Genomic DNA, 19,117 nt, shown 5'->3' with positions numbered 1-19,117 from the left:
GTGGCCGGTACGACGGCGGCGGCCGGCCGGGGCGGCGTGCGCGCGGCGGGTGGCACGCGCCGTCGGCTGGTCAGCCAGGAGACGTACGAGCTGGTGTTCGGCACCGTCTACACCGGGCTGATGACCAATGTGCTCCTGGCGGTCGCCTGCCTGCCCCTGCTGCTGGTCGCGGCGACGGACCTCGCCGCGACCTGGCCGTTGGCGGCCCTGACGGCGCCATTGCTGGGCCCGGCCCTGGCGGCGGCCTTCACGGTGTTCGGTGCCTTCAGCACCGACGGGCCGACGGCGGTGGTGCGCACCTTCGCCCGTGCCTGGCGCCGGCACCTGCGCCGCGGCCTGGCGATCGGGGCGCTCGCCACGGGCGCCGTCGTCGTGGCCGCCGTGGACGTGGCCTTCTTCTGGGGGCGCACGGCGGGGGCGGTCGCGATCCCGGTACTGGTGACCCTCGCTGCCGGTGCGCTGGTGACGGCGGTGCTCGCCCTGGCCGCGGTGCCCGAGATGCCGGGCGCTCGCCTGCGCGAGGTGCTGCTCGCGGCCGTCGTGCTCGGCGCGCGCCGTTGGTACCTCTCGGCGAGCGCCCTGCTCGTGCTCGGGCTGCTGGTCTCGGTAGTGGCGGCCCGCCCGGTGGTGGGCCTCGGCTTCGCCGCGGCGCCGTTGCTCTACGCGGCGTGGGGCCTCTGCCGGTTCGCCCTTCGTCCGTCACGGTAAGCGCTGCCGGCGCTCGCCAGCGAAGGTGCCCGGGCGAGGTCTGTCGCCCACTGTCCACTCTGGGTGACAGATCTCGCCCGTGAGGCGCATGTTCGGACTGCGCCGCGCCTTCAGCCAGCCTTGAGGAATTCGGGGCGGATCACCTCACGCAGCGCGGATGCGACCGCACTTGCACTGATCACCTCAGCCGTGGACCGCGCGGGCTGCGCCAGGCCCTCCAAGATCGCCAACCGGGCCATCGTTGAGACCGGCAGATCGCGCTGCGCAGCGGCGGCGGCCAGAGCGTCATACTGCTGCGCCGACAGCCGCACGGACAACACCTTCGGGGCGACGCCGTCGGACCGGCGAGTTCCGACTGCGTCGTCGGGCAGTGGGTCATGCCGGCGCGCCTCGGACTCTTGCGCGACCTCCTCAAGAAGCTTTTCGATACTCATTGCTCCTCCTCCTGCTCGCCCTCGTTCTGCTTGTCGTTCTCGTAGTGGCGCTGGTCCACATCGTTGGACCTCCACGCGTTCGCGCCCCATACCTTGGTGCCCTCGAGCACGGTGATCACCGTGATCAAGAAACCGGCCGTCTCCGACCACCCGATCGTGCGATCCGAGGATCCCGACTTGGAGGCAGGATCCGGGCTGAACGTGACCGCATGAGGATCGATGAAGGCTTCATCGGCCCACTCAGGTTCGATGTTCGTCTCCCCGGCCGACCCCTTGCGTGTCGACCTCGTGCGGATGTAGTCAGCCCGGTGCTTCCAGTCGGGAACCTCACTCACGTAGTTGAATCTACTACACGCGGCGGGTGTTGCGGAGGTGCGGGTCTCGGAAGGCAGCGTTAAAGGTGCGGGTCCACGTGCTTCTCGTACCGGTCCAGCACGGTCGCCGCGGTCTCCGCCGTCGGCCGGGCCCAGATCTCCTCGTTGAAGATCTCCGTCTCGATGTCGCCCACGTAGCCGGCGTCGCGCACCCAGCCCGTGATCGTCGCGAAGTCGATGTACCCGTCGCCCACGTGCCCTCGCGAGTTCAGCGGCTCGGCCGCGAGCGGCAGCACCCAGTCGCACACCTGGTACGACGCGATGCGGTCCTCCCGCCCGGCCCGCGCGATCGACTTCCGCAGCGAGGGGTCCCACCACACGTGGTAGGTGTCCACGACCACGCCCACCTCCGACGCCGCGAACGGCGCCGCCAGGTCCAGCGCCTGCGCGAGCGTGGAGATCACCGCCCTGTCCGCGGCGAAGATCGGGTGCAGCGGCTCGAGCACTATCCGCACGCCGTGCTCGGCGGCGAACGGCACCAGATCGGCGATCCGGTCGGCCACCCGGCCGCGCGTAGCGACGAGGTCGCGGTCCACGCCCGACGTCGGAGCGCCACCCGGCGTCGACCCCACGAGCCCGCCGACGACGAAGACCAGCTCCGAGGTGCCGATCGTCGCGGCCTCCTCGATCGCCCGCCTGTTGTCGTCGAGCGCGGCGCGGATGCCGGCGTCGTCCGCCGCGGTGAGGAACCCGCCACGGCACAGGGACGACGCGCGCAGCCCGGCGTCGGCGATGATGCGGGCGGCCTGGGGCGCGCCGACCGCCTGGACGACGTCGCGCCACGGCCCCACCGCGCCGAAGCCCGCGGTCGCCGCCGCCTCGCACGCCTCGGCCAGCGAGGCGTGCTTGACCGTCGCGGTGTTCAGGGAGGCCCTGCTCATGCGGTCACCCCGTTCGTCGTCAGGAAAGCCCGCAGCCGTGCGGCGGCCAGGGGCGGGTCGAGCAGCAGACCGCAGCCGTCGGCCAGGCGTGCCAGGTCGACGAGGTGCCGCAGCGACCGGCCGGAGTGCAGCCCGCCCACCAGGGAGAACCCGGGCTGGAACCCGTTCAGCCAGGACAGGAACGCGATCCCGGTCTTGTAGTAGTAGGTCGGCGCGGCGAAGATGTGCCGCCCCAGCGCCTCGGTCGAGGCCAGGATCTTGTGCCCGCCCTCCGCATCGCCTGCGTCGAACGCCTGCAGGGCCGTGGAGGCGGCAGGGTAGATCGCCGCGAAGATGCCGAGCAGCGCGTCGGAGTGGCCCTGCTCGTCGCCCGCGATGAGCTCGGGGTAGTTGAAGTCGTCGCCGGTGTAGAGCCGGGGCCTGGTCCCGGCGTCCGACGGCGGCAGCGCCGCCAGCGCCCGGCGCAGCCCGACCTCGTGGGCGGCGTCGAGCAGTGACACCTTGACGCCGTCGATCCGGGGCTGGTGCGCGCGGATCAGGTCCAGGAACGTCGCCGTCGCGTCGTCCACCGAGTCGGAGCCCCAGTAGCCGGCCAGCGCCGGGTCGAACATCGTGCCGAGCCAGTGCAGGATCACGGGCTGGTCGGCGTCGGCCAGGACCGCGTCGTACACCCGCGCGTAGTCCTCGGGCCCGCGCGCGACCTGCGCCAGCGCGCGCGAGGCCATCACGATGACCTGCGCCCCGGCGTCCTGCACCACCTGGACCTGCTCGCGGTACGCGTCGGCCACCGCGGCGAGCCCGGCGTCGCCCGGCTCAAGCCCCGCCACGGCCTCCGGGGCGAGCTGGTCGGTCCCCGCCCCGCACGCGACGCGCGCGCCCACGGACGCTGCCTCCGCCGCTGACCGCCGCACCAGCTCCTGGGTCGCGGCCCAGTCCAGCCCCATGCCGCGCTGCGCGGTGTCCATCGCGTCGGCGACGCCGAGCCCGTGCTCCCAGATCCGGTGCCGGTAGGCGAGCGTCGAGTCCCAGTCGACGACGGCGGGCGCGCCCGGCACGTTCTCCGCCCCGACCTGCGGTACCACGTGGGCAGCCGCGAAGGCGATGCGGGACTCGATGGGGCGCGACGGCCTCGTCCAGGGCCCGGGGGCGCTCAGCTCGACGGTCTCCGACCCGGTGACCCGGCCCTCGGCGTCGAACACCGGAAGGCCGACCGACGCCCCGCTGGTCGGGCCTGTCGAGACCTGGGTCTCGACAGGCCCGGCCGCCGATGCCCCGCTCACAGCGTGATCTCCGGGATGTCGATACGGCGGCCCTCCGCCGAGGACCGCAGCCCCAGCTCCGCGAGCTGCACGCCGCGGGCGGCCGACAGCAGGTCGTAGCGGTGCGGCCGTCCGGCCACGACGTCGCGCAGGAACTCCTCCCACTGCAGCTTGAAGCCGTTGTCGAGGTCGGCGTTCGCGGGGACATCGAGCCATTGGTCGCGGAACGGCTCGGTGACCGGCAGGTCCGGGTTCCACACGGGCTTGGGGGTGTGCGAGCGGTGCTGGGCGCGGCATTCGCGCAGGCCGGCGACGGCGGAGCCGTGGGTGCCGTCCACCTGGAACTCGACGAGCTCGTCGCGGAACACCCGCACCGCCCACGACGAGTTGATCTGGGCGACGACGTCGTCCCCGCCGGGGGTGGTGATGTCGAAGATGCCGTACGCGGCGTCGTCGGCGGTCGCGGCGTACTCGCGGCCCTGCTCGTCCCAGCGGGTCGGGATGTGCGTGACCGTCCTGGCCGTCACCGTCTTGACCTGCCCGAGGATGCCCTCCAGCACGTAGTTCCAGTGGCAGAACATGTCGGTGGTGATGCCGCCGCCGTCCTCGGCACGGTAGTTCCAGGAGGGGCGCTGGGCGGGCTGCGAGTCGCCCTCGAACACCCAGTAGCCGAACTCGCCGCGCAGCGACAGGATGCGGCCGAAGAAGCCCTCGTCCACGAGGCGGCGCAGCTTCACGAGGCCGGGCAGGTACAGCTTGTCGTGCACGACGCCGACGGTCACGCCCGTCTCCGCCTGCAGCCGCGCCAGCTCGATCGCCTCGGCGAGTGTCTCCGCCGTCGGCTTCTCGGTGAACACGTGCTTGCCCTGGAGCATCGCCTTGGTCAGCGTCGCGGCACGCAGGTTGGTCATGGCGGCGTCGAACACGATGTCGGCTTCCGCGACGGCGGTGTCGAGGTCGGTTGTCCAGTGCTCGACGTCGTGCAGCGCCGCGAGCTCCTTGAGCTTGTCCGCGTTACGGCCCACGAGCACCGGCTCGACCTGGACCCGGGAACCGTCGGGGAGCGTTACGCCGCCCTGGTCGCGGATCGGCAGGATCGAGCGCACGAGGTGCTGGCGGTAACCCATGCGGCCGGTGACGCCGTTCATGGCGATGCGAAGTGTGGTCACGGCGGGACTCCATCGTCGTTACTTGGGAATGCGCTTTCCCGGTGAGCCTAGCGTACCCGCGCGTGCTGAGTACATGGCCGGGCCGGCGCTGAGCTCGCGGTGGGCTGCGTGCCGTTGACTACTCTCCACCGTCGACTGGTTCGAGGATGGCCACCGGGATGGGGCGGCCGGCTTTGCGGGCGTATCTGGCTACCTCGGGCGCCTCGGCGATGATGACCTCGGTCCAGGTCTTGTCGCGCTGGGAGCCGGTCAGCTCGTGCGGGCGGGCGCGCAGGCGCCTGGAGCCCACCTGGACGTCGGCCACCGGCGAGTGGCGGAGGTTGCGGAACCAGTCCGGGTCGTGCGGCGAGCCGGAGCCAGTGCCCCACACCAGATAGCCGCCGTCGACGGACAGGTAGCGGACGCAGGTCGAGCGCGGGATGCCGGTCCGGCGGCCCGGGGTCGTGATCATCAGGACGTGCACGTTCTTGCTGCCGCTGGCCATCCTGCCGTTCAGCGTGCGGTACATCCAGGTACCGATCCGGTTCCCGGCGCGGGTCAGCTTGCGTCCACTCACGCTGGCCACCTCCTCGTGGCTCGAGTGCAAGCCGTTGTTCCCAGTGTGCAGTGTGCAGATGAATCCATACCGCCGGTCTAGCCGGACCGCTCCGGAGTGGAGTCCCGGAGGACGACCTCGCCGTGGACGACCATGTTCTTTGCCTCCAACCCCAGCGCCAGCCGGGTCGCTGCCTCACCGACCTCCTCCAGCGGTACCCGCACGGTGGTGAGGGCGGGGGTCACGTCGCGGAGGGTATGGATGTCGTCGAACCCGGCGACGGCGATGTCGCCCGGCACGCTCAGTCCGGCGTCTCGTACAGCGGCGATCGCGCCGACCGCCATCACGTCGTTGACGGCGAACACCACCTCCGGGATGTTCCCCGCGGAGCGAGCCGCGTCGCCGCGCATCCGCGAGAGCAACCGCGTCATGGCCTCGTAGCCGCCGTCCCTCGTGAAGTTCCCGTCCACGACGTCCCGGTCGAGTGCCGCGCAGCCGAGCGCGGAGAGCGTCTCCAGGAATCCGTCGGTCCGGTCGGCCGCTGTGCGCAGGCCCGGCGGGCCGGTCAGAACCCCGAAACGGCGGTACCCGGCTCCGTGCAGTGCTCGCGCGAGGGCGCCTGCGCCGCCCGCGTTGTCGATCTCCACGACAGGTAGTCCTCCGACGCCCTGCCCGATCGTGGCCACCCCGCCGCCGGCCTCCTGGAAGGCGGTCAGCGCCATCTCCAGCGCTCGTGCCTTTCCCGCAGCCTCGGCGAGGATCTCCGCGGGAGGTGACTCCGGCCCGCCGTCGGGCAGCGCGATCCGGCTGCCCGCGAGGATGATCGCGCGCGACCGCTGGCGCCGCGCGAGCTCGACGAAGGCGAGCTCGCGGTCGGGGCTGTGCTCCGTGGAGGCGAGCGTGACGATGAGGCCCTCGCGCTCGGCGGCGCGTGCGACGCCGGCGGCGATGGTCGAGAAGTACGGGTCGCTGATGTCGTGAACCACCAGGCCGAGCGCCGTGGTGCGGCCGCGGGCCATGGCCTGCGCGCTGGGGTCGGGCGAGTAGTCGAGGCGCCGCGCCGTCTCGAGGACGCGCTCGCGCAGGTCCTCGCGGACGCTGCGGGTCGCGCTCCCGTTGATCGCGCGCGACGCCGTGGCGAGCGAGACACCGGCTTCGCGGGCAACCTGGCTCAGGGTGACGGGGGCGTCGGGCATGAGGTCATCCTGCCGTGTCCGACGGCCCAGCGCGCCGAAGCAGTGGCCGAAGTTCCCTCCGGCCACTGCCCCAGGTCAGACCCTCGCCATGCGTAACCCTGCCTCGCGGTGCGTGCGCTCGATGATGCTCGAGTACCCGGCGATCATCCGGACGTGGCTGAACCGCGGCCGGACGGCGGTCCGCGCGGACTCCAGCTCCTCGCGCCTCGCCGCCGCCTCGATCCAGGTCGCGGCGATCTCCGTCGGGTCGAACGACGTGACGAACCCGATCCGCTCCACGATCGACGGCGCGTCGCCCACCGGCGTCGTGACCGGCACGGCCCCGCACATCGAGCCCTCGATGAGGCACAGCGGCGCGGCCTCGCCGAACGCGGAGGTGAGCGCGACGACGTCGGCCGTCGCGTAGACGAGCTCCATGTCGTGCCGCACGCCCAGCAGGTCCAGCCGCTGGAGCAGGTCCGGCCGGTCGCCGAAGATGCGGTTGAGGTCGTTCTGAAGATCCGGGTTCGCCGCGCTCATGCCGGCGCCGCACATCAGCACGTAGCCCTTGGGGTCGAGCGCGAGGAACGTGCGGGCCGACTGGAGGAAGAGCTCGGGGTTCTTCATCTCGTCGTACCGCGCGGCGTAGACCACCACTGTCGCGTCGCTCGGCACCCCGGCCGCGCCCCGCAGGGCGAGCCGGCGCGCGCCCTGGACCGGGCGGAACCGGGCGAGGTTGATGCCGTTCGGCACCACGCGCAGCAGGTCGGCGGATACGCCGGCCTCGCGGTACGCGTCGCGCGTGGACTCGGCGCAGCAGACGACGGCGGCGAGCCGGCCGCGGTCCGCCGCGGTCAGCAGGTCGCCGAGGGCGTCGCCCTGGTGCTCCGGGTCGGACCGGTGCAGGCAGGCGATGACGGGCCGGTCCGGGAACGTGTCCTGATTCACGAGCCGGAGCGGCTGCTCCTTGAGGGACAGCACGACGTGCGAGCTCTGGGCCTGGCGGGTCGCGGCCCGGAGCTCGGCCTCGGTGAACACCCGCGGGTCGTGGTTCGCATCGGTGCTCCGGCCCAGCGAGCCGATCCGGACGCCCGCTGCGCGCAGGGCGCGGTAGCGGGGGTCGTCCTCCATGCGCTGGAGGGTGGCCTCACGCCGGACCTCGTGGTGCAGGCTCAGCACGGAATGCTGCTGACGACCGCCCTGATGCAGACCGGCGACCACCGTCGAGTGCAGGACACGAGCCCCACCGCTGAAAAAGCCCTCGTACAGCGAGAGCACACGCAAACCATTGCGCTGGATCACAGACACCACCTCCTGTGCCCAGGGTGAGCCCCACGGATGTGCATTACATGGCAATTCGGTTACACGAGGATTACGTATCCAAGGACTTCTGCACAAGCAGGTTTCGGATGTCCCTTTCTGCCTGGGCGGGTGATGTTTCGCGGCAGCCCAGCGCGACCCACCGCTCGATCATGGCGGGCTCCGCCCGCAGCAGCGAGGTCCCGCGGCGGAGCAGCGTGCCGATCGGCTTTCGCGCCTCCGCGACGTCCCGGAGGAACCGGAACCAGAAGGTGATCAGGCGCGGCCGGGAGAGGCAGATCGCGTCCGCGAGCAGCCCCTCGGCGCGGCACTCCTCGACGAGCCGGGCCGCGAAGATTCCCTCGGCCAGCAGGAGCGGCGAGTCACCGATGTCGAGCCGGCGCATGCCCGTGCGGCGCGACGTCGGGATGTCGTAGACCGGGACCTCGGCGCGGCCGTCCGTGGCCAGCTCGTGCAGCGCGGCCACCGCGCCCTTGCCGTCCCAGGTCGCCGGGCTGTCCCAGTCCACGCTGCCGTACCGCTGCGGCAGCCCCGGGTGGTCGATGTCGAGGTAGAAGTCGTCGAGCTGTACCACCGGAAGGCCGAGCCGCTGCGTGAGCGACGTCTTGCCCGACCCCGACGGCCCGGTCAGCAGCACCACCTGGGCCCGGGGACGCCGGACGCCCGGCGGCAGGTCGAAGAGGGTGGGCTCGGGCGCTGGGTCGGTCACGAGAGGCCATTCTCCCGGACTGCGGGCGTTGCGCGCGCACGCTGCCGCGAACACTTTCCTGCCCTCGCGGCGATACAGGGGCGACAGTAGGCACGGCGAGGCGAGGGGAAGCAGCATGAGGCACGTTCGTACCAGCCCGATGGCGGGACACCCGACGTGAGCGCGGTACCGGCTCCGCAGGTGGACACGCGGGCCGACGGCGCTCCGGCCGGCTCGGAGGCGCGCCGAGAGCCCGGCTCGGTGGCCGGCCCGGAGAACAGGACCGACGCCGCGGTGATCGCCGCGGCCGACCAGGACACCGAGCAGTTCGCGGTGCTCTACGACAGATACGCGGCGGGGCTGCACCGGTACGCCTACCGGCGGCTCGGGCCCGAGCATGCCGAGGACGTGGTGGCGGAGACCTTCGCTATCGCGTTCCGGCGCCGCCGTACGTACGACCGGTCCCGGCCGGACGCGCGCCCCTGGCTCTACGGGATCGCCACGAAGGAGATCGCCCGGTGGCACCGGTCCGAGGAGGCGCGGCTGCGGGCCTGGGCGCGCTCCGACGTCGGACGCCCCGAGGAGTCGCTCGCCGACCGGGTGGCCGAACGGGTGAGCGCGAGCGCCGCGCGGCCCGAGCTGGCGGAGGCGCTGCGGCGGCTCACCCCGGGCGACCGGGACGTGCTGCTGCTGGCGGCCTGGGGCGATCTCACGCAGGAACAGATAGCGCGGACGCTGGGGATCCGGCCGGGTACTGCCCGGTCGCGGCTGCACCGCGCAAGGCGACAGGTACGGGCCGCGCTCGGCGCGGGCGCGACGGACGAGCTGGAGGCGGGACGATGACCGACGAGATGACGATGCTGCGAGACGCCGGGACGGAGCTGGACCCGCCGGGCGAGGCGCCCGCGGCGCTGCGCGAGCGAGTGGTTGCCGGGTTCGTGCCCGACGGCGGCGCGGCGGGCGCCCCTGGCGCCGCGTCGCGGGCTGCGGTCGGCGACGTGATCCGGATGCGCAGGCCGGTGGGCCGGCGGCTCGCCCTGGTCGGTGGGGTGGCGGCGTCCCTGGCGGCAGCACTGGTGATCGCGCCGAGCCTCGGGCTGGGCGGGTCGGGCGAGGGCGAGGAGCCGGGCCTGCCGATCAGCGCCGCCGCAGCGGCGGTGCTGCAGGAGGCGGCGGCGGTCGAGGCGGAACGCGAGCCGTGGGCTCCGCGGCCGGACCAGTTCGTGTACCGGAAGGTTGTCGAGACGCTCGACGTGACGGCGGAGCCCTTGGAGGCCGGGCACGTCGAGAGCTGGGTATCGGTCGACGGTCGGCACACGGGGTTGAGCAAGGGATGGACCCTGCCGGACGAAGATCCGGTTTCTTCCCCGCTCGAGCCGTGCGCCGAAGGTACCGAGGAGTGGTGCGTGAACGTGCCGGCCATTCCGGCCGACATCCCGACGGACGGAGACCCCGACGTGATGCTGCGGTACCTCCGGGATACCGCGGGGCCGCCGCCGGAGGACGTTCCGGAGCCGCTGCCCGACAGTGCGACGTTCGTGCGAGCGGCGGACCTCCTGGCGATCGGCAGCCTGCCGCCCCAGGCGCGGAGCGCGCTCTTCGAGGCGGTCGCGCTGATCCCGGAGGTGACGGTCACGGGCGACGCCGTCGACGCGGCCGGCCGGCCGGGCGTGGCGGTCGGGCTCACGTACGCCGGCGGCGACCGGGACGAGCTCATCTTCGACCGCGAGACGAACGAGTTCCTGGGCGGCCGCCAGGTCCGGTCGCCGGACGAGCTCGCGGACCGCGCGGGGTGGGCGCTCCTGGAGTCCGGGGTGGTGGACAAGGTGGGCCAGAAGCCCTGACCTGCCTTCCCTGACCGACACCTGTCGCTGGTCGAGCTTGTCGGGACCCGGGTCTCGACAAGCTCGATCACCCGACCGCCGGGTTCACCCCGCGCTGGTACCGGCCAGGTGTCGTGCGCAGGAGGCGGCGGAAGTGCCGGGTCAGGTGGGCCTGGTCGTGGAACCCGGTGGCGGTCGCGACGTCGGCGGCGGGCTCACCGGCCAGCAGCCGGCGTCGGGCCATGTCCAGCCGTCGCCCGACGAGGTACCGGTGAGGTGGTAGGCCGAGCTCGCGGGTGAACGCGCGCACCAGGTGCGGCACGGTGACGCCGAGCTCGCCGGCGACCTCGGCGAGCCGGACGGGCCGCGCGGGGTCGGCGTCGAGCAGGTCGCGGGCGCGCCGGGCGGTGGAGGCGGCGGGCGGTTCGCGCGGCGGCGTCGGGCGGCCGGAGAGATGCCAGGCCAGGCCCTCCGTGACCAGGGCGAGCAGGCCCTCGGCCGCGAGGTCCTCGCGCACGGTGAGCGCGCGGTCGAGGCCGACGAAGCGGGCGCGGAGCGTGTCGTCCAAAACGAGCGGTGCGTCGACGGCCCGGCCGACCAGGCCGTCGTCGAGCACGGTGGGTTCCAGGTAGACCACACGCTTGCGGAAGCCCGTGGCGGTCACGGACCGCCCGTCGTGCACCACGCCGGGCGGCAGCACGGTGACCCCGGTGTGCTGCGCGGCGTGCTCCTGGCCGTCCAGGCCGTAGCCGATCAGGCCGCGGTCGACGATCAGCACGGCCCAGGTGTCGTGCGTGTGGGCCGGGTAGGCGTGCTCGTGCCAGGCAGCGTGCAGTACCTCGGCGACGCCGGGTACCTCCGGCCGCCAGGCGCGCACGACATCCGGGGTCACATCGAGCGAGCGCATATCAAGAACGTACAAGATCCGCGCCGCTGCCCGCCTGCACGCTGGGCAGATGACCTTCGAACAAGCCAAGATCGTGATCGTGCTGCGGGACGACCTGCTCGCCTGGCAGGAGAACAACGTCACCGCCTTCCTGTCCAGCGCCGTGACCGCCGCCTACCCGGAGCTGGTCGGGGAGACGTACCGGGACGCGGAGGGGTGCGAGTACCTCGCGATGCTCGGCACCCCGGTGCTGGTCATGGTGGCCGACGGCGACCGGCTCGCCACGTTCCGTGAGCGCGCCGCGACGCGCGGGCTGCGCATCGGCGTCTACACGGCCGACCTGTTCGCGACCGGGAACGACGTCGACAACCGCGCGGCAGTGGCCGGCGTCGCCACGGAGAAGCTCGACCTTGTCGGGATCGCCGTGGCCGGCGAGCGGCGCGTCGTGGACAAGGTGGTGAAGGGGGCGAGGCTGCACCCCTGACGCTCAGTCCTTCTTGACCGCTTCGACCACCGTGCGGCACGGGTCCTCGTCCGGGCCCGTGCCGGTCGCGGCGCGCTCCAGCAGCTCGCGGAGCACCGCGCGCTGCGCCGGCTCCAGCCCCGAGAGCAGCTCCTCCTCCGCCGCGGCGACTCGTGCGTCCATCGCGGCGAGCACCTCCAGGCCCTTGTCCGTGGCCACGATGCGCCGCGCGCGCCGGTCGGCGGGATCCTGCTGTCGCTCCACGAGCCCGCAGCCCTCGAACGCGTCGAGCAGGTAGGTCATGACCGTGCGGTCGATACCGAGCGTGGAGGCGAGCGCCGCCTGGCTCGGCAGGTCGCCGTGCACCACCGCTGTGAGGAGCTGGTAGCCGCGGGTGCCCTGCGGCAGGTCGTCCGCCGCGGCGTCGACCCGGGCGCTCCACTCGCGCAGGAGCGCGGCGAGCGACCAGCCGAACAGAGAGTGCTGGCCGGTGCGGGGCCTGGTGGGCGCGGTGCTCATGCGCCCATCCTACGGGAATGTGCGGCGAACCAGAAGAGTTGTGGGTAATATCGTCTGCTGGACAGACGATCTGCCGTGACGCGCGGTGGACGAAGCGACACGAGGGACGACCACGCGCATGACCGACTACGGGCACGAGCTGCTCTTCGGCACGTTCATCACCCCGACCAACAGCGACCCGCAGGGTCCCGTCCGGCTTGCCCAGCTCTCCGAGCAGCTGGGCCTGGACCTGGTCACGTTCCAGGACCACCCGTACCAGCCGTCGTTCCTGGACACGTGGACGCTCATGTCGTGGGTAGCCGCGCAGACCGAGCGCATCCACATCTCCGGGAACGTCCTCAACCTGGGCATGCGCCAGCCCGCCGTCCTGGCGCGCTCGGCCGCGAGCCTCGACCTGCTCAGCGGCGGCCGGTTCGAGATGGGTGTCGGCAGCGGCGGCTTCGGGGACGCGATGGCGGCGATGGGCGCCCCGCGCCGCACCCCGGGCGAGGGCGTCAGCGCCCTCGAGGAGGGCATCGAGATCATGCGCGGTATCTGGGACGCGACCAACCGCACGCCGCTGCGCGTCCGCGGCGAGTTCCACCAGGTCGACGGCGCCAAGCGCGGCCCGGCCCCGGCACACGACATCCCGATCTGGCTCGGCGCGTACAAGAAGCGGATGCTCCGCCTGACCGGCGCGAAGGCCGACGGCTGGCTACCCTCGCTGCCCTACTTCAAGGACGGTGACCTCGCGCGCGGCAACGCGACCATCGACGAGGCGGCGCTGCAGGCCGGGCGCTCGCCGAGCGAGATCCGGCGTCTGCTCAACGTGGGCGGCGCCATCACCGACCGCTCGACGGGTCAGCTGCAGGGCCCGGCCGACCAGTGGGTCGAGGAGCTCACCCAGCTGGCGCTCGAGGACGGCGTCAGCGCGTTCATCGCCATAGGCGACGACCCGGACCAGATCCGGGCGTTCGCGCAGGAGGTGGCGCCGGCGGTGCGCGAGGCCGTTGCGGCGGAGCGCCGGTCCGCCGGCACGGCTCCGGCGTCGGCCCGCCGCGGCGCGACGGCGCTGGCCGCGCGCCGAACGGGGATCGACTACGACTCGCTCCCGGCGGAGCTGGCGGCGCGGGCCGTCGAACCGGGCGACCGCGAGTACGGGGCGGTGCGGCACAACTACCTGCGGTCCGGTGCGCCTGGCCTGGTGCTGCGGCCGCGGAACGTGGACGAGGTCGCGTCCGGGCTGGCGTGGGTGCAGAAGCAGGACGTGGAGTTCGCCGTCCGATCGGCCGGGCACGGGATCTCCGGCCGGTCCACCAACGACGGCGGCGTGGTGCTCAGCATGAGCGGCATGCGGTCGGTCGAGGTGGTCGACGAGGCCACGCGTCGCGTACGGATCGGTGCCGGGGCCACCTGGGGCGAGGTCGCGGCAACGCTGGCCCCGCGCGGCTGGGCGATCACGTCGGGCGACTACGGCGGCGTAGGCGTCGGCGGCCTCGGGACCACCGGCGGCATCGGGTTCCTGGGCCGGCTGCAGGGCCTCACGATCGACCACGTCGTCGCCGCCGAGGTCGTCACTGCCGACGGGCGGGTGCTGCACGCCTCCCGCGACGAGCACCCCGACCTGTTCTGGGCGCTGCGCGGCGCGGGCGGGAACATGGGCGTGGTGACCTGGCTGGAGATCGAGGTGGGCGCCGTCGGGGACGTGGTCTTCTCCCAGATGACGCTCGACGCGACCGACACCGCGGGCCTCCTGGAGCGGTGGGGCGCCACCGTCGAGGCGGCGCCGCGGGGGCTCACGTCGTTCATGATGGTCGGCCCCGGTCGCCGCGGCCAGACGCCGATGGCGCAGCTCATGACGGTGTTCGCGGCGGAGGGCGCCGACGCCGACCCGGACGAGGCGATCGCCCAGCTGGAGCTGCTGGCCGACGCCGGGCCGCTGCTCGGGCACCAGGCACAGCTCCTGCCGTACTCGGGTGTGGTGCGCCAGGAGGACGCCCACCACTCGGGCGGCGGCGATCCGTCCGCGCGGTCAGGCCTGCTCACACACCTGGACCAGGGCACGAGCCGGGCGATCGAGCGCCTGCTGGGCTCCGGGGAGACGTACTTCACCTCGATCCGGGCGACGGGCGGGGCCGGGAACGACGTCGCGCCGGACACGACCGCCTACGCGCACCGCCACCAGAACTTCCAGCTCTCGGCGCTCGCCACCAACCAGGACCGGATCAACCAGGCGTGGGACGCGGAGATCGGGCCCGTGATGGACGGCTCGTACCTCTCCTTCGACACCGACAGCCGTCCGGAGCGGCTGCTGGAGGCGTTCCCGGAGCCGACGCTCGCCCGGCTGCGGACGGTGAAGGCGGTCTACGATCCGTCGAACGTGTTCCGGACGAACTTCCCGATCCCGCCGGCCGACCCGGTGCCGGACTCCTCGGGGGGCGATGCCTGACTGGTCTGCTTTGTGGCGCGCGGTTGTGGATAACTTCTCGTGGGTGTCAGTGGGGGCCCGTAGGTTCGATCGCGTCCGGGACGGCCGGACGTGTTCCAACCGCTCACGATCACCGCAGGGGTATCAATGAACCTTGTCGCCGCCTCGCGCCTGGCGCGCGAACTGATGGACCAGCACGGGCTGAAGGCCTGGACGTTCGAGTTCGACGACGCCGTCCGGCGCGCCGGGATGTGCAGCTACGGCAAACGCCGCATCAGCCTGTCCGCGCCGCTGACCCGCATCCATGACGAGCGGGAGGTGCGGGACACGATCCTGCACGAGGTGGCGCACGCGCTCGCGGGACCCAAGGCGAAGCACGGGCCGGTCTGGCGCGGCGTGGCGGTACGGATCGGGTGCTCGGGCAGACGGTGCGTCGACCCGTCGGCGCCGTCGATCGACGGACCCTGGGTCGGGTCGTGCCCGGCCGGTCACCGGACCACGCGGTTCCGGCGGCCGCCGGGCATCATGTCCTGCCGCTCGTGCGGGTCGCAGTTCGACCTGGCGAACCTCGTCGCGTGGACCTACAAGGGCCGAAATGCGGCCATGGGGGAGCGGTACGACGTCCAGCTGCGTGGGGCGTTCCGTGAGGTGGGCGAGGTGCCCGACGTCGGGCCGGGGGCCGAGGAGCGGATCGCGCGGGCCGCGCGGGAGCGGGTTCCCGGGCTCCTCGTGGAGCCGTTCGACCTGAGCGCGCTACGTTGACCTCATGGCTACGTCGCCCGCTCTCGCCCTCCCGTCCGGCGCTGCCGGCTCCCGCATCATCGGCCTGGGTCACCACCAGCCACCGAAGACGCTCACGAACGATGACATCGCCCAGCTGGTCGAGACCAACGACGAGTGGATCCGGTCGCGCACCGGCATCATCACGCGCCACGTAGCGGCCGACGACGTCACGGTCGCCGACATGGCGACCGCCGCGGCGGAGCATGCGCTCACCGACGCCGGCGTGTCCTCGGACGACGTCGACCTGATCGTCGTCGCCACCGCCACCAATGACGACCGTTCGCCGAACACGGCCGGCCGGGTCGCGTACGCGCTGCGGACGGGCGTTCAGCCGGGCGCCTCGACGCCGGAGGGCGAGGAGGCGCCGGACCTGCGCAACGTCGTGGGTCCGGCGGCGATGGACCTCAACGTGGCGTGCTCCGGCTTCGCGCACGCGGTCGGGCTGGCCGACCAGGCGATCCGCACAGGCTCGGCGCGCACGGCGCTGGTGATCGGCGCGGAGAAGCTCACCGCGTACACCGACTGGACCGACCGCTCGACGTGCATCCTCACGGCCGACGGCGCTGGGGCGGCGGTGCTGCAGGCCGCGGACGTGCCCGCCGTCGGGCCGGTGGTCTGGGGCACCGAGCCGGACCTGACGCCGGCGGTGCGGATCGAGGTGCCGGACGTGAAGTTCCAGCAGGACGGCCGGGCGGTGTTCAAGTGGGCCATCACGCGGGCCGCCGACCGGGCACGCGACGTCGTGGCGCGGGCCGGGCTGACCCTCGACGACATCGAGGTGCTCGTAGCGCACCAGGCCAACCTGCGGATCATCGAGCCGCTGGCGAAGGGGCTCGGGCTGGAGGGCAGGATAGTGGTCACGGACATCGCCGAGTCGGGCAACACGTCCGCCGCGTCGATCCCCCTGGGGCTGTCCAAGTGGTGGCACGCGGGCAAGATCCCCGCGGGTGCGCCCGCGCTGCTGTTCGGGTTCGGGGGCGGGTTCGCCTGGGCCGGCCAGGTGGTCCTGACTCCCGAGCGGTGACCGCGCGGCGGTCACCTCGACCGGGTGGCCGCCGCTCTGCGCACGGATCATGGACAGCGCTTTCCGGGCGTCGTATCGTTTCAATCCCATCCACCCGACGTCGACGACGACCGAAGGAGCTCTCCACCGATGCCTGCTGAGCCGACCACCGAGCCGATCACCGGTCCGACGCAAGAGCCCGAGCCGCCGTCGGGCCCACTGCCCGAGGGACGCCGCCGCTACGCGGTGGTCGGGACGGGGCATCGCGCGTCCATGTACATCAACGCCCTGATCGGCACGCACGCGCCGGACGGCGAGATCGTCGCCTGGATCGAGCCCAACCCCGTGCGCGCGGCGGTCTACGAGGCGCGGGTGGCGGCCGCGCTCGGCGGGATCCGCCCGGTCTACCAGCCGGACGACCTGGAGAAGGCGATCGCCGAGCAGTCCGTGGACCGCGTGATCGTCACGTCGATCGACCGCACGCACGGCGACCTGGTCACCCGCGCGCTGCGGGCCGGCGCCGACGTCGTCGTGGAGAAGCCCATCGCGGCGCACGCCGACCAGGCCCGCCAGATCGTGGACGCGGTGGCGGAGACGGGCCGAGGCCTGGTCACGACGTTCAACTACCGCTACTCGCCGCGCAACAGCGCCCTGCGCCAGGTGATCGCGAGCGGTGAGATCGGCCGCGTGCTGTCGGTCCACTTCGACTGGGCCCTCGACACCGTGCACGGGGCCGACTACTTCCGCCGCTGGCACCGCGAGAAGGTCAACAACGGCGGCCTGCTGGTGCACAAGTCGAGCCACCACTTCGACCTGGTCAACTGGTGGATCGACGGCGTGCCGCAGCGCGTCTTCGCCACGGGCGGGCGGCGTTTCTACGGCGACGACGGCGCGCACGAGACCGGTTACGAGGCCACGGCCGGCGAGCGCGCGCTGAACGAGCGTGGCGTCGACCCGTGGCAGCTCTCCGTGGAGAAGAACGAGTGGCTGTCCGCGCTGTACGGGCCGGAGGCCCAGGCGGTGGACGGCTACGTGCGCAACCGGTCGGTGTTCGACCCGGGTATCACCACCGAGGACACGCTCGGGCTCGTCGTCGAGTACGAGGGCGGCGCGCTGCTTACCTACTCGCTCACCGCGCACGCGCCGTGGGAAGGCTACCGCGTGGTGGTCAACGGCACGCGCGGACGTGCGGAGCTCGAGGTCACCGAGCGCGGCTCGGTCGAGTTCGGCGACAACGGCGCCGCGATCCTCGACCCGAGCGCCACCGAGGTATTCGAACAGGACCGGGTGCGGCCCATCGGGGAGCGGCTCGTCGTGCAGCGGCACTGGGAGCGGGCAGAGGAGCGGCCCATCGTCCGCGGCGGGGGCGGGCATGGCGGCGGTGACGCGCTGCTGCTCGCGGACGTGTTCAACCCGTCGGCCGAGCCGGACCCGCTCGGCCGTGCGGCCGGCTACGTCGACGGCGTCCGCGCGTCGTCGGTGGGCTACGCGGGCAACCGCTCACTGGAGACGGGCGACCCGGTCCGCATCGAGGACCTCAATCTCGGCCTGCCGAAGTAGGCAGTCTGCCGCTCAGCCCAGGAGCGCGCCGACCGCCACCAGGACCGGGACGCAGAGTGCCGTCGTCCAGACGGTCGCGCGCGCCGCGACACCGTCGAACACGCCGTACCGCGTCGCGTAGGTGGTGACGTTCACCGCAGTGGGCAGCGCTGCCATCGTGACCACGAGGGCGAGGGCCGGCGCGTCGAGCCCCACCGCCGTCCCGAGGGCCCACGCCGCGAGCGGGTGCAGCACGTTGCGTACCAGGACGGCGAGTGCGACCACCGCCCGCACGAGCAGGCGGTCCCGGCCCACCCACCAGGGAGCCGGCGCCGGCCTGCGGCCGGAGTCCCGGGCCGCGTCAGGCGCCGGCGGGGTGGGTGCCGGCGGGACGGGCGCAGGCATCGGTACCGCGAGCGTCATCCCGAACGTCAGCAGGCCGAGCGGCGGCGCCGCGGCGCCGATCAGGTCGAAGGGGATCAGGACGACGTCGGGCAGCCGCGCGCCGGTCAGCTCGCTCACCACCGCCACCAGCAGACCCGCGAGCGTGCCGAGCGTGATCGGGTTCCGGATCGCCGCGAGCAGGACGTGGACGACCGACGTCCAGCCCGATCGCGCCCGAGCCCGCGGAACGCCGTCGCCGGACGAGGCAGACGCGTCGGCCCGATCGAGCACCGCCAGCGTCAGCGGCGCCAGCACGAGCAGCTGGAAGAGCAGGGTCGGCACCACGGCGAGCGCGTCGTCGAACAGGTAGACCGCGAGCGGGATCCCGATGTTCCCGCCGTTGACGTAGACGGCGGCGAGGGTGGTCACGGCGGCCGGGCCCGCTGGCAGCCGGAGCACCCACCGGGCCACCGCGGCCGTGACCAGGGCGAGCGCCGCCGTCGTCGCCCAGGTGACGGCGGCGCCACGCGACACGACATGCGCGAGGTCGGTTCCGGCGAGCGTGCTGAACATCAGCGCGGGCGCGCAGATCGTGAAGGACAGCGTCGCGAGGATCGCGCGGGCCCCGGCCCCGCCTTCCGCGCCGTCGGCTGTTCCGCGGGAGAGTCGGTGGCCGGACAGCAGGCCGCGCCGCTGGATCACCCAGCCGAGCGCGACGACACAGGCCATGGAACCGATGGCAGTCAGAACGGACAACACGCGAGCAC

At 72.8% G+C, this 19,117-nt stretch carries 20 protein-coding genes; 8 read left to right on the top strand and 12 right to left on the bottom strand.

Annotated elements, in window-relative coordinates; genetic code table 11:
- Entirely contained in the window at nt 1-708 is a 708-nt protein-coding gene (locus C8K30_RS08970; RefSeq protein ID WP_146197397.1) for a DUF624 domain-containing protein, read from the top strand.
- A gap of 110 nt (nt 709-818) precedes the next feature.
- Here the strand turns inward: C8K30_RS08970 and C8K30_RS08965 are convergent, their stop codons facing one another.
- The 9 genes from C8K30_RS08965 to C8K30_RS08925 all read right to left on the bottom strand — a co-directional run bounded on the left by C8K30_RS08965 (nt 819) and on the right by C8K30_RS08925 (nt 8,564).
- Nucleotides 819-1,142: a hypothetical protein gene (locus tag C8K30_RS08965; RefSeq protein ID WP_108492502.1), complete on the bottom strand. Its 324-nt coding sequence runs from the start codon at nt 1,140-1,142 to the stop codon at nt 819-821.
- Complete coding sequence (locus tag C8K30_RS08960) at nt 1,139-1,477, bottom strand: hypothetical protein (protein ID WP_199230403.1); 339 nt, start codon at nt 1,475-1,477, stop codon at nt 1,139-1,141. The genes C8K30_RS08965 and C8K30_RS08960 overlap by 4 nt, the downstream gene beginning before the upstream one ends.
- Before the next feature lie 59 nt (nt 1,478-1,536).
- Nucleotides 1,537-2,397, bottom strand: a complete 861-nt coding sequence (locus C8K30_RS08955) for a sugar phosphate isomerase/epimerase (RefSeq protein WP_108492501.1) — start codon at nt 2,395-2,397, stop codon at nt 1,537-1,539.
- The gene (locus C8K30_RS08950; protein ID WP_255415712.1) at nt 2,394-3,596 is read right to left on the bottom strand and encodes a dihydrodipicolinate synthase family protein; all 1,203 of its coding nucleotides are present in this window, start codon (nt 3,594-3,596) and stop codon (nt 2,394-2,396) included. The genes C8K30_RS08955 and C8K30_RS08950 overlap by 4 nt, the downstream gene beginning before the upstream one ends.
- A gap of 77 nt (nt 3,597-3,673) precedes the next feature.
- Complete coding sequence (locus C8K30_RS08945; RefSeq protein WP_108492499.1) at nt 3,674-4,804, bottom strand: Gfo/Idh/MocA family protein; 1,131 nt, start codon at nt 4,802-4,804, stop codon at nt 3,674-3,676.
- Between the two features lie 139 nt (nt 4,805-4,943).
- Nucleotides 4,944-5,381 (bottom strand): nitroreductase/quinone reductase family protein, encoded by a 438-nt coding sequence (locus tag C8K30_RS08940; protein ID WP_146197396.1) that lies wholly within the window; start codon nt 5,379-5,381, stop codon nt 4,944-4,946.
- Nucleotides 5,382-5,458: 77 nt separating this feature from the next.
- Entirely contained in the window at nt 5,459-6,556 is a 1,098-nt protein-coding gene (locus C8K30_RS08935; protein ID WP_108492497.1) for a LacI family DNA-binding transcriptional regulator, read from the bottom strand.
- A gap of 75 nt (nt 6,557-6,631) precedes the next feature.
- Nucleotides 6,632-7,837 carry a glycosyltransferase gene (locus C8K30_RS08930; RefSeq protein ID WP_233257061.1) on the bottom strand — a complete coding sequence of 402 codons (1,206 nt, stop codon included), beginning with the start codon at nt 7,835-7,837 and terminating at the stop codon, nt 6,632-6,634.
- A gap of 70 nt (nt 7,838-7,907) precedes the next feature.
- On the bottom strand, nt 7,908-8,564 hold the full coding sequence (locus C8K30_RS08925) for a uridine kinase (protein ID WP_108492495.1): 657 nt from the start codon (nt 8,562-8,564) through the stop codon (nt 7,908-7,910).
- 156 nt (nt 8,565-8,720) lie between these two features.
- Between C8K30_RS08925 and C8K30_RS08920 the strand changes: the two genes are divergently transcribed.
- Both C8K30_RS08920 and C8K30_RS08915 read left to right on the top strand, forming a co-directional pair.
- Nucleotides 8,721-9,386: an RNA polymerase sigma factor gene (locus tag C8K30_RS08920; protein ID WP_233257060.1), complete on the top strand. Its 666-nt coding sequence runs from the start codon at nt 8,721-8,723 to the stop codon at nt 9,384-9,386.
- Nucleotides 9,383-10,387 (top strand): CU044_5270 family protein, encoded by a 1,005-nt coding sequence (locus tag C8K30_RS08915; protein WP_108492494.1) that lies wholly within the window; start codon nt 9,383-9,385, stop codon nt 10,385-10,387. The genes C8K30_RS08920 and C8K30_RS08915 overlap by 4 nt, the downstream gene beginning before the upstream one ends.
- Before the next feature lie 67 nt (nt 10,388-10,454).
- Here the strand turns inward: C8K30_RS08915 and C8K30_RS08910 are convergent, their stop codons facing one another.
- Nucleotides 10,455-11,273, bottom strand: coding sequence for an AraC family transcriptional regulator (locus C8K30_RS08910; protein ID WP_108492493.1), 819 nt, complete (start codon nt 11,271-11,273; stop codon nt 10,455-10,457).
- Between the two features lie 49 nt (nt 11,274-11,322).
- Between C8K30_RS08910 and C8K30_RS08905 the strand changes: the two genes are divergently transcribed.
- Nucleotides 11,323-11,736, top strand: a complete 414-nt coding sequence (locus tag C8K30_RS08905) for a DUF2000 domain-containing protein (RefSeq protein ID WP_108492492.1) — start codon at nt 11,323-11,325, stop codon at nt 11,734-11,736.
- Nucleotides 11,737-11,739: 3 nt separating this feature from the next.
- On the opposite strand, the gene C8K30_RS08900 is transcribed toward C8K30_RS08905, so the two are convergent.
- Nucleotides 11,740-12,234: a MarR family winged helix-turn-helix transcriptional regulator gene (locus C8K30_RS08900; RefSeq protein ID WP_108492491.1), complete on the bottom strand. Its 495-nt coding sequence runs from the start codon at nt 12,232-12,234 to the stop codon at nt 11,740-11,742.
- Between the two features lie 118 nt (nt 12,235-12,352).
- Between C8K30_RS08900 and C8K30_RS08895 the strand changes: the two genes are divergently transcribed.
- The 4 genes from C8K30_RS08895 to C8K30_RS08880 all read left to right on the top strand — a co-directional run bounded on the left by C8K30_RS08895 (nt 12,353) and on the right by C8K30_RS08880 (nt 17,987).
- Nucleotides 12,353-14,662 (top strand): LLM class flavin-dependent oxidoreductase, encoded by a 2,310-nt coding sequence (locus tag C8K30_RS08895; protein ID WP_108492490.1) that lies wholly within the window; start codon nt 12,353-12,355, stop codon nt 14,660-14,662.
- A 126-nt stretch (nt 14,663-14,788) separates the two neighbouring features.
- Entirely contained in the window at nt 14,789-15,403 is a 615-nt protein-coding gene (locus C8K30_RS08890; RefSeq protein ID WP_108492489.1) for a SprT-like domain-containing protein, read from the top strand.
- 4 nt (nt 15,404-15,407) lie between these two features.
- Nucleotides 15,408-16,448: a beta-ketoacyl-ACP synthase III gene (locus tag C8K30_RS08885; RefSeq protein WP_108492488.1), complete on the top strand. Its 1,041-nt coding sequence runs from the start codon at nt 15,408-15,410 to the stop codon at nt 16,446-16,448.
- Between the two features lie 129 nt (nt 16,449-16,577).
- A complete protein-coding gene (locus C8K30_RS08880) occupies nt 16,578-17,987 on the top strand; it encodes a Gfo/Idh/MocA family protein (protein ID WP_108492487.1) in 1,410 nt (469 codons plus the stop codon).
- A gap of 12 nt (nt 17,988-17,999) precedes the next feature.
- Here C8K30_RS08880 and C8K30_RS08875 read toward each other — a convergent pair whose 3' ends face one another.
- Nucleotides 18,000-19,079 (bottom strand): AEC family transporter, encoded by a 1,080-nt coding sequence (locus C8K30_RS08875; RefSeq protein WP_108492486.1) that lies wholly within the window; start codon nt 19,077-19,079, stop codon nt 18,000-18,002.
- Nucleotides 19,080-19,117: the final 38 nt, after the last annotated feature.

Origin of the sequence: Promicromonospora sp. AC04, from assembly GCF_003058225.1 — a bacterium.
Taxonomy (GTDB): domain Bacteria; phylum Actinomycetota; class Actinomycetes; order Actinomycetales; family Cellulomonadaceae; genus Promicromonospora.
The sequence above is the reverse complement of the archived record's forward strand: the minus strand, read 5'-3'. Positions and strand labels throughout refer to the sequence as shown.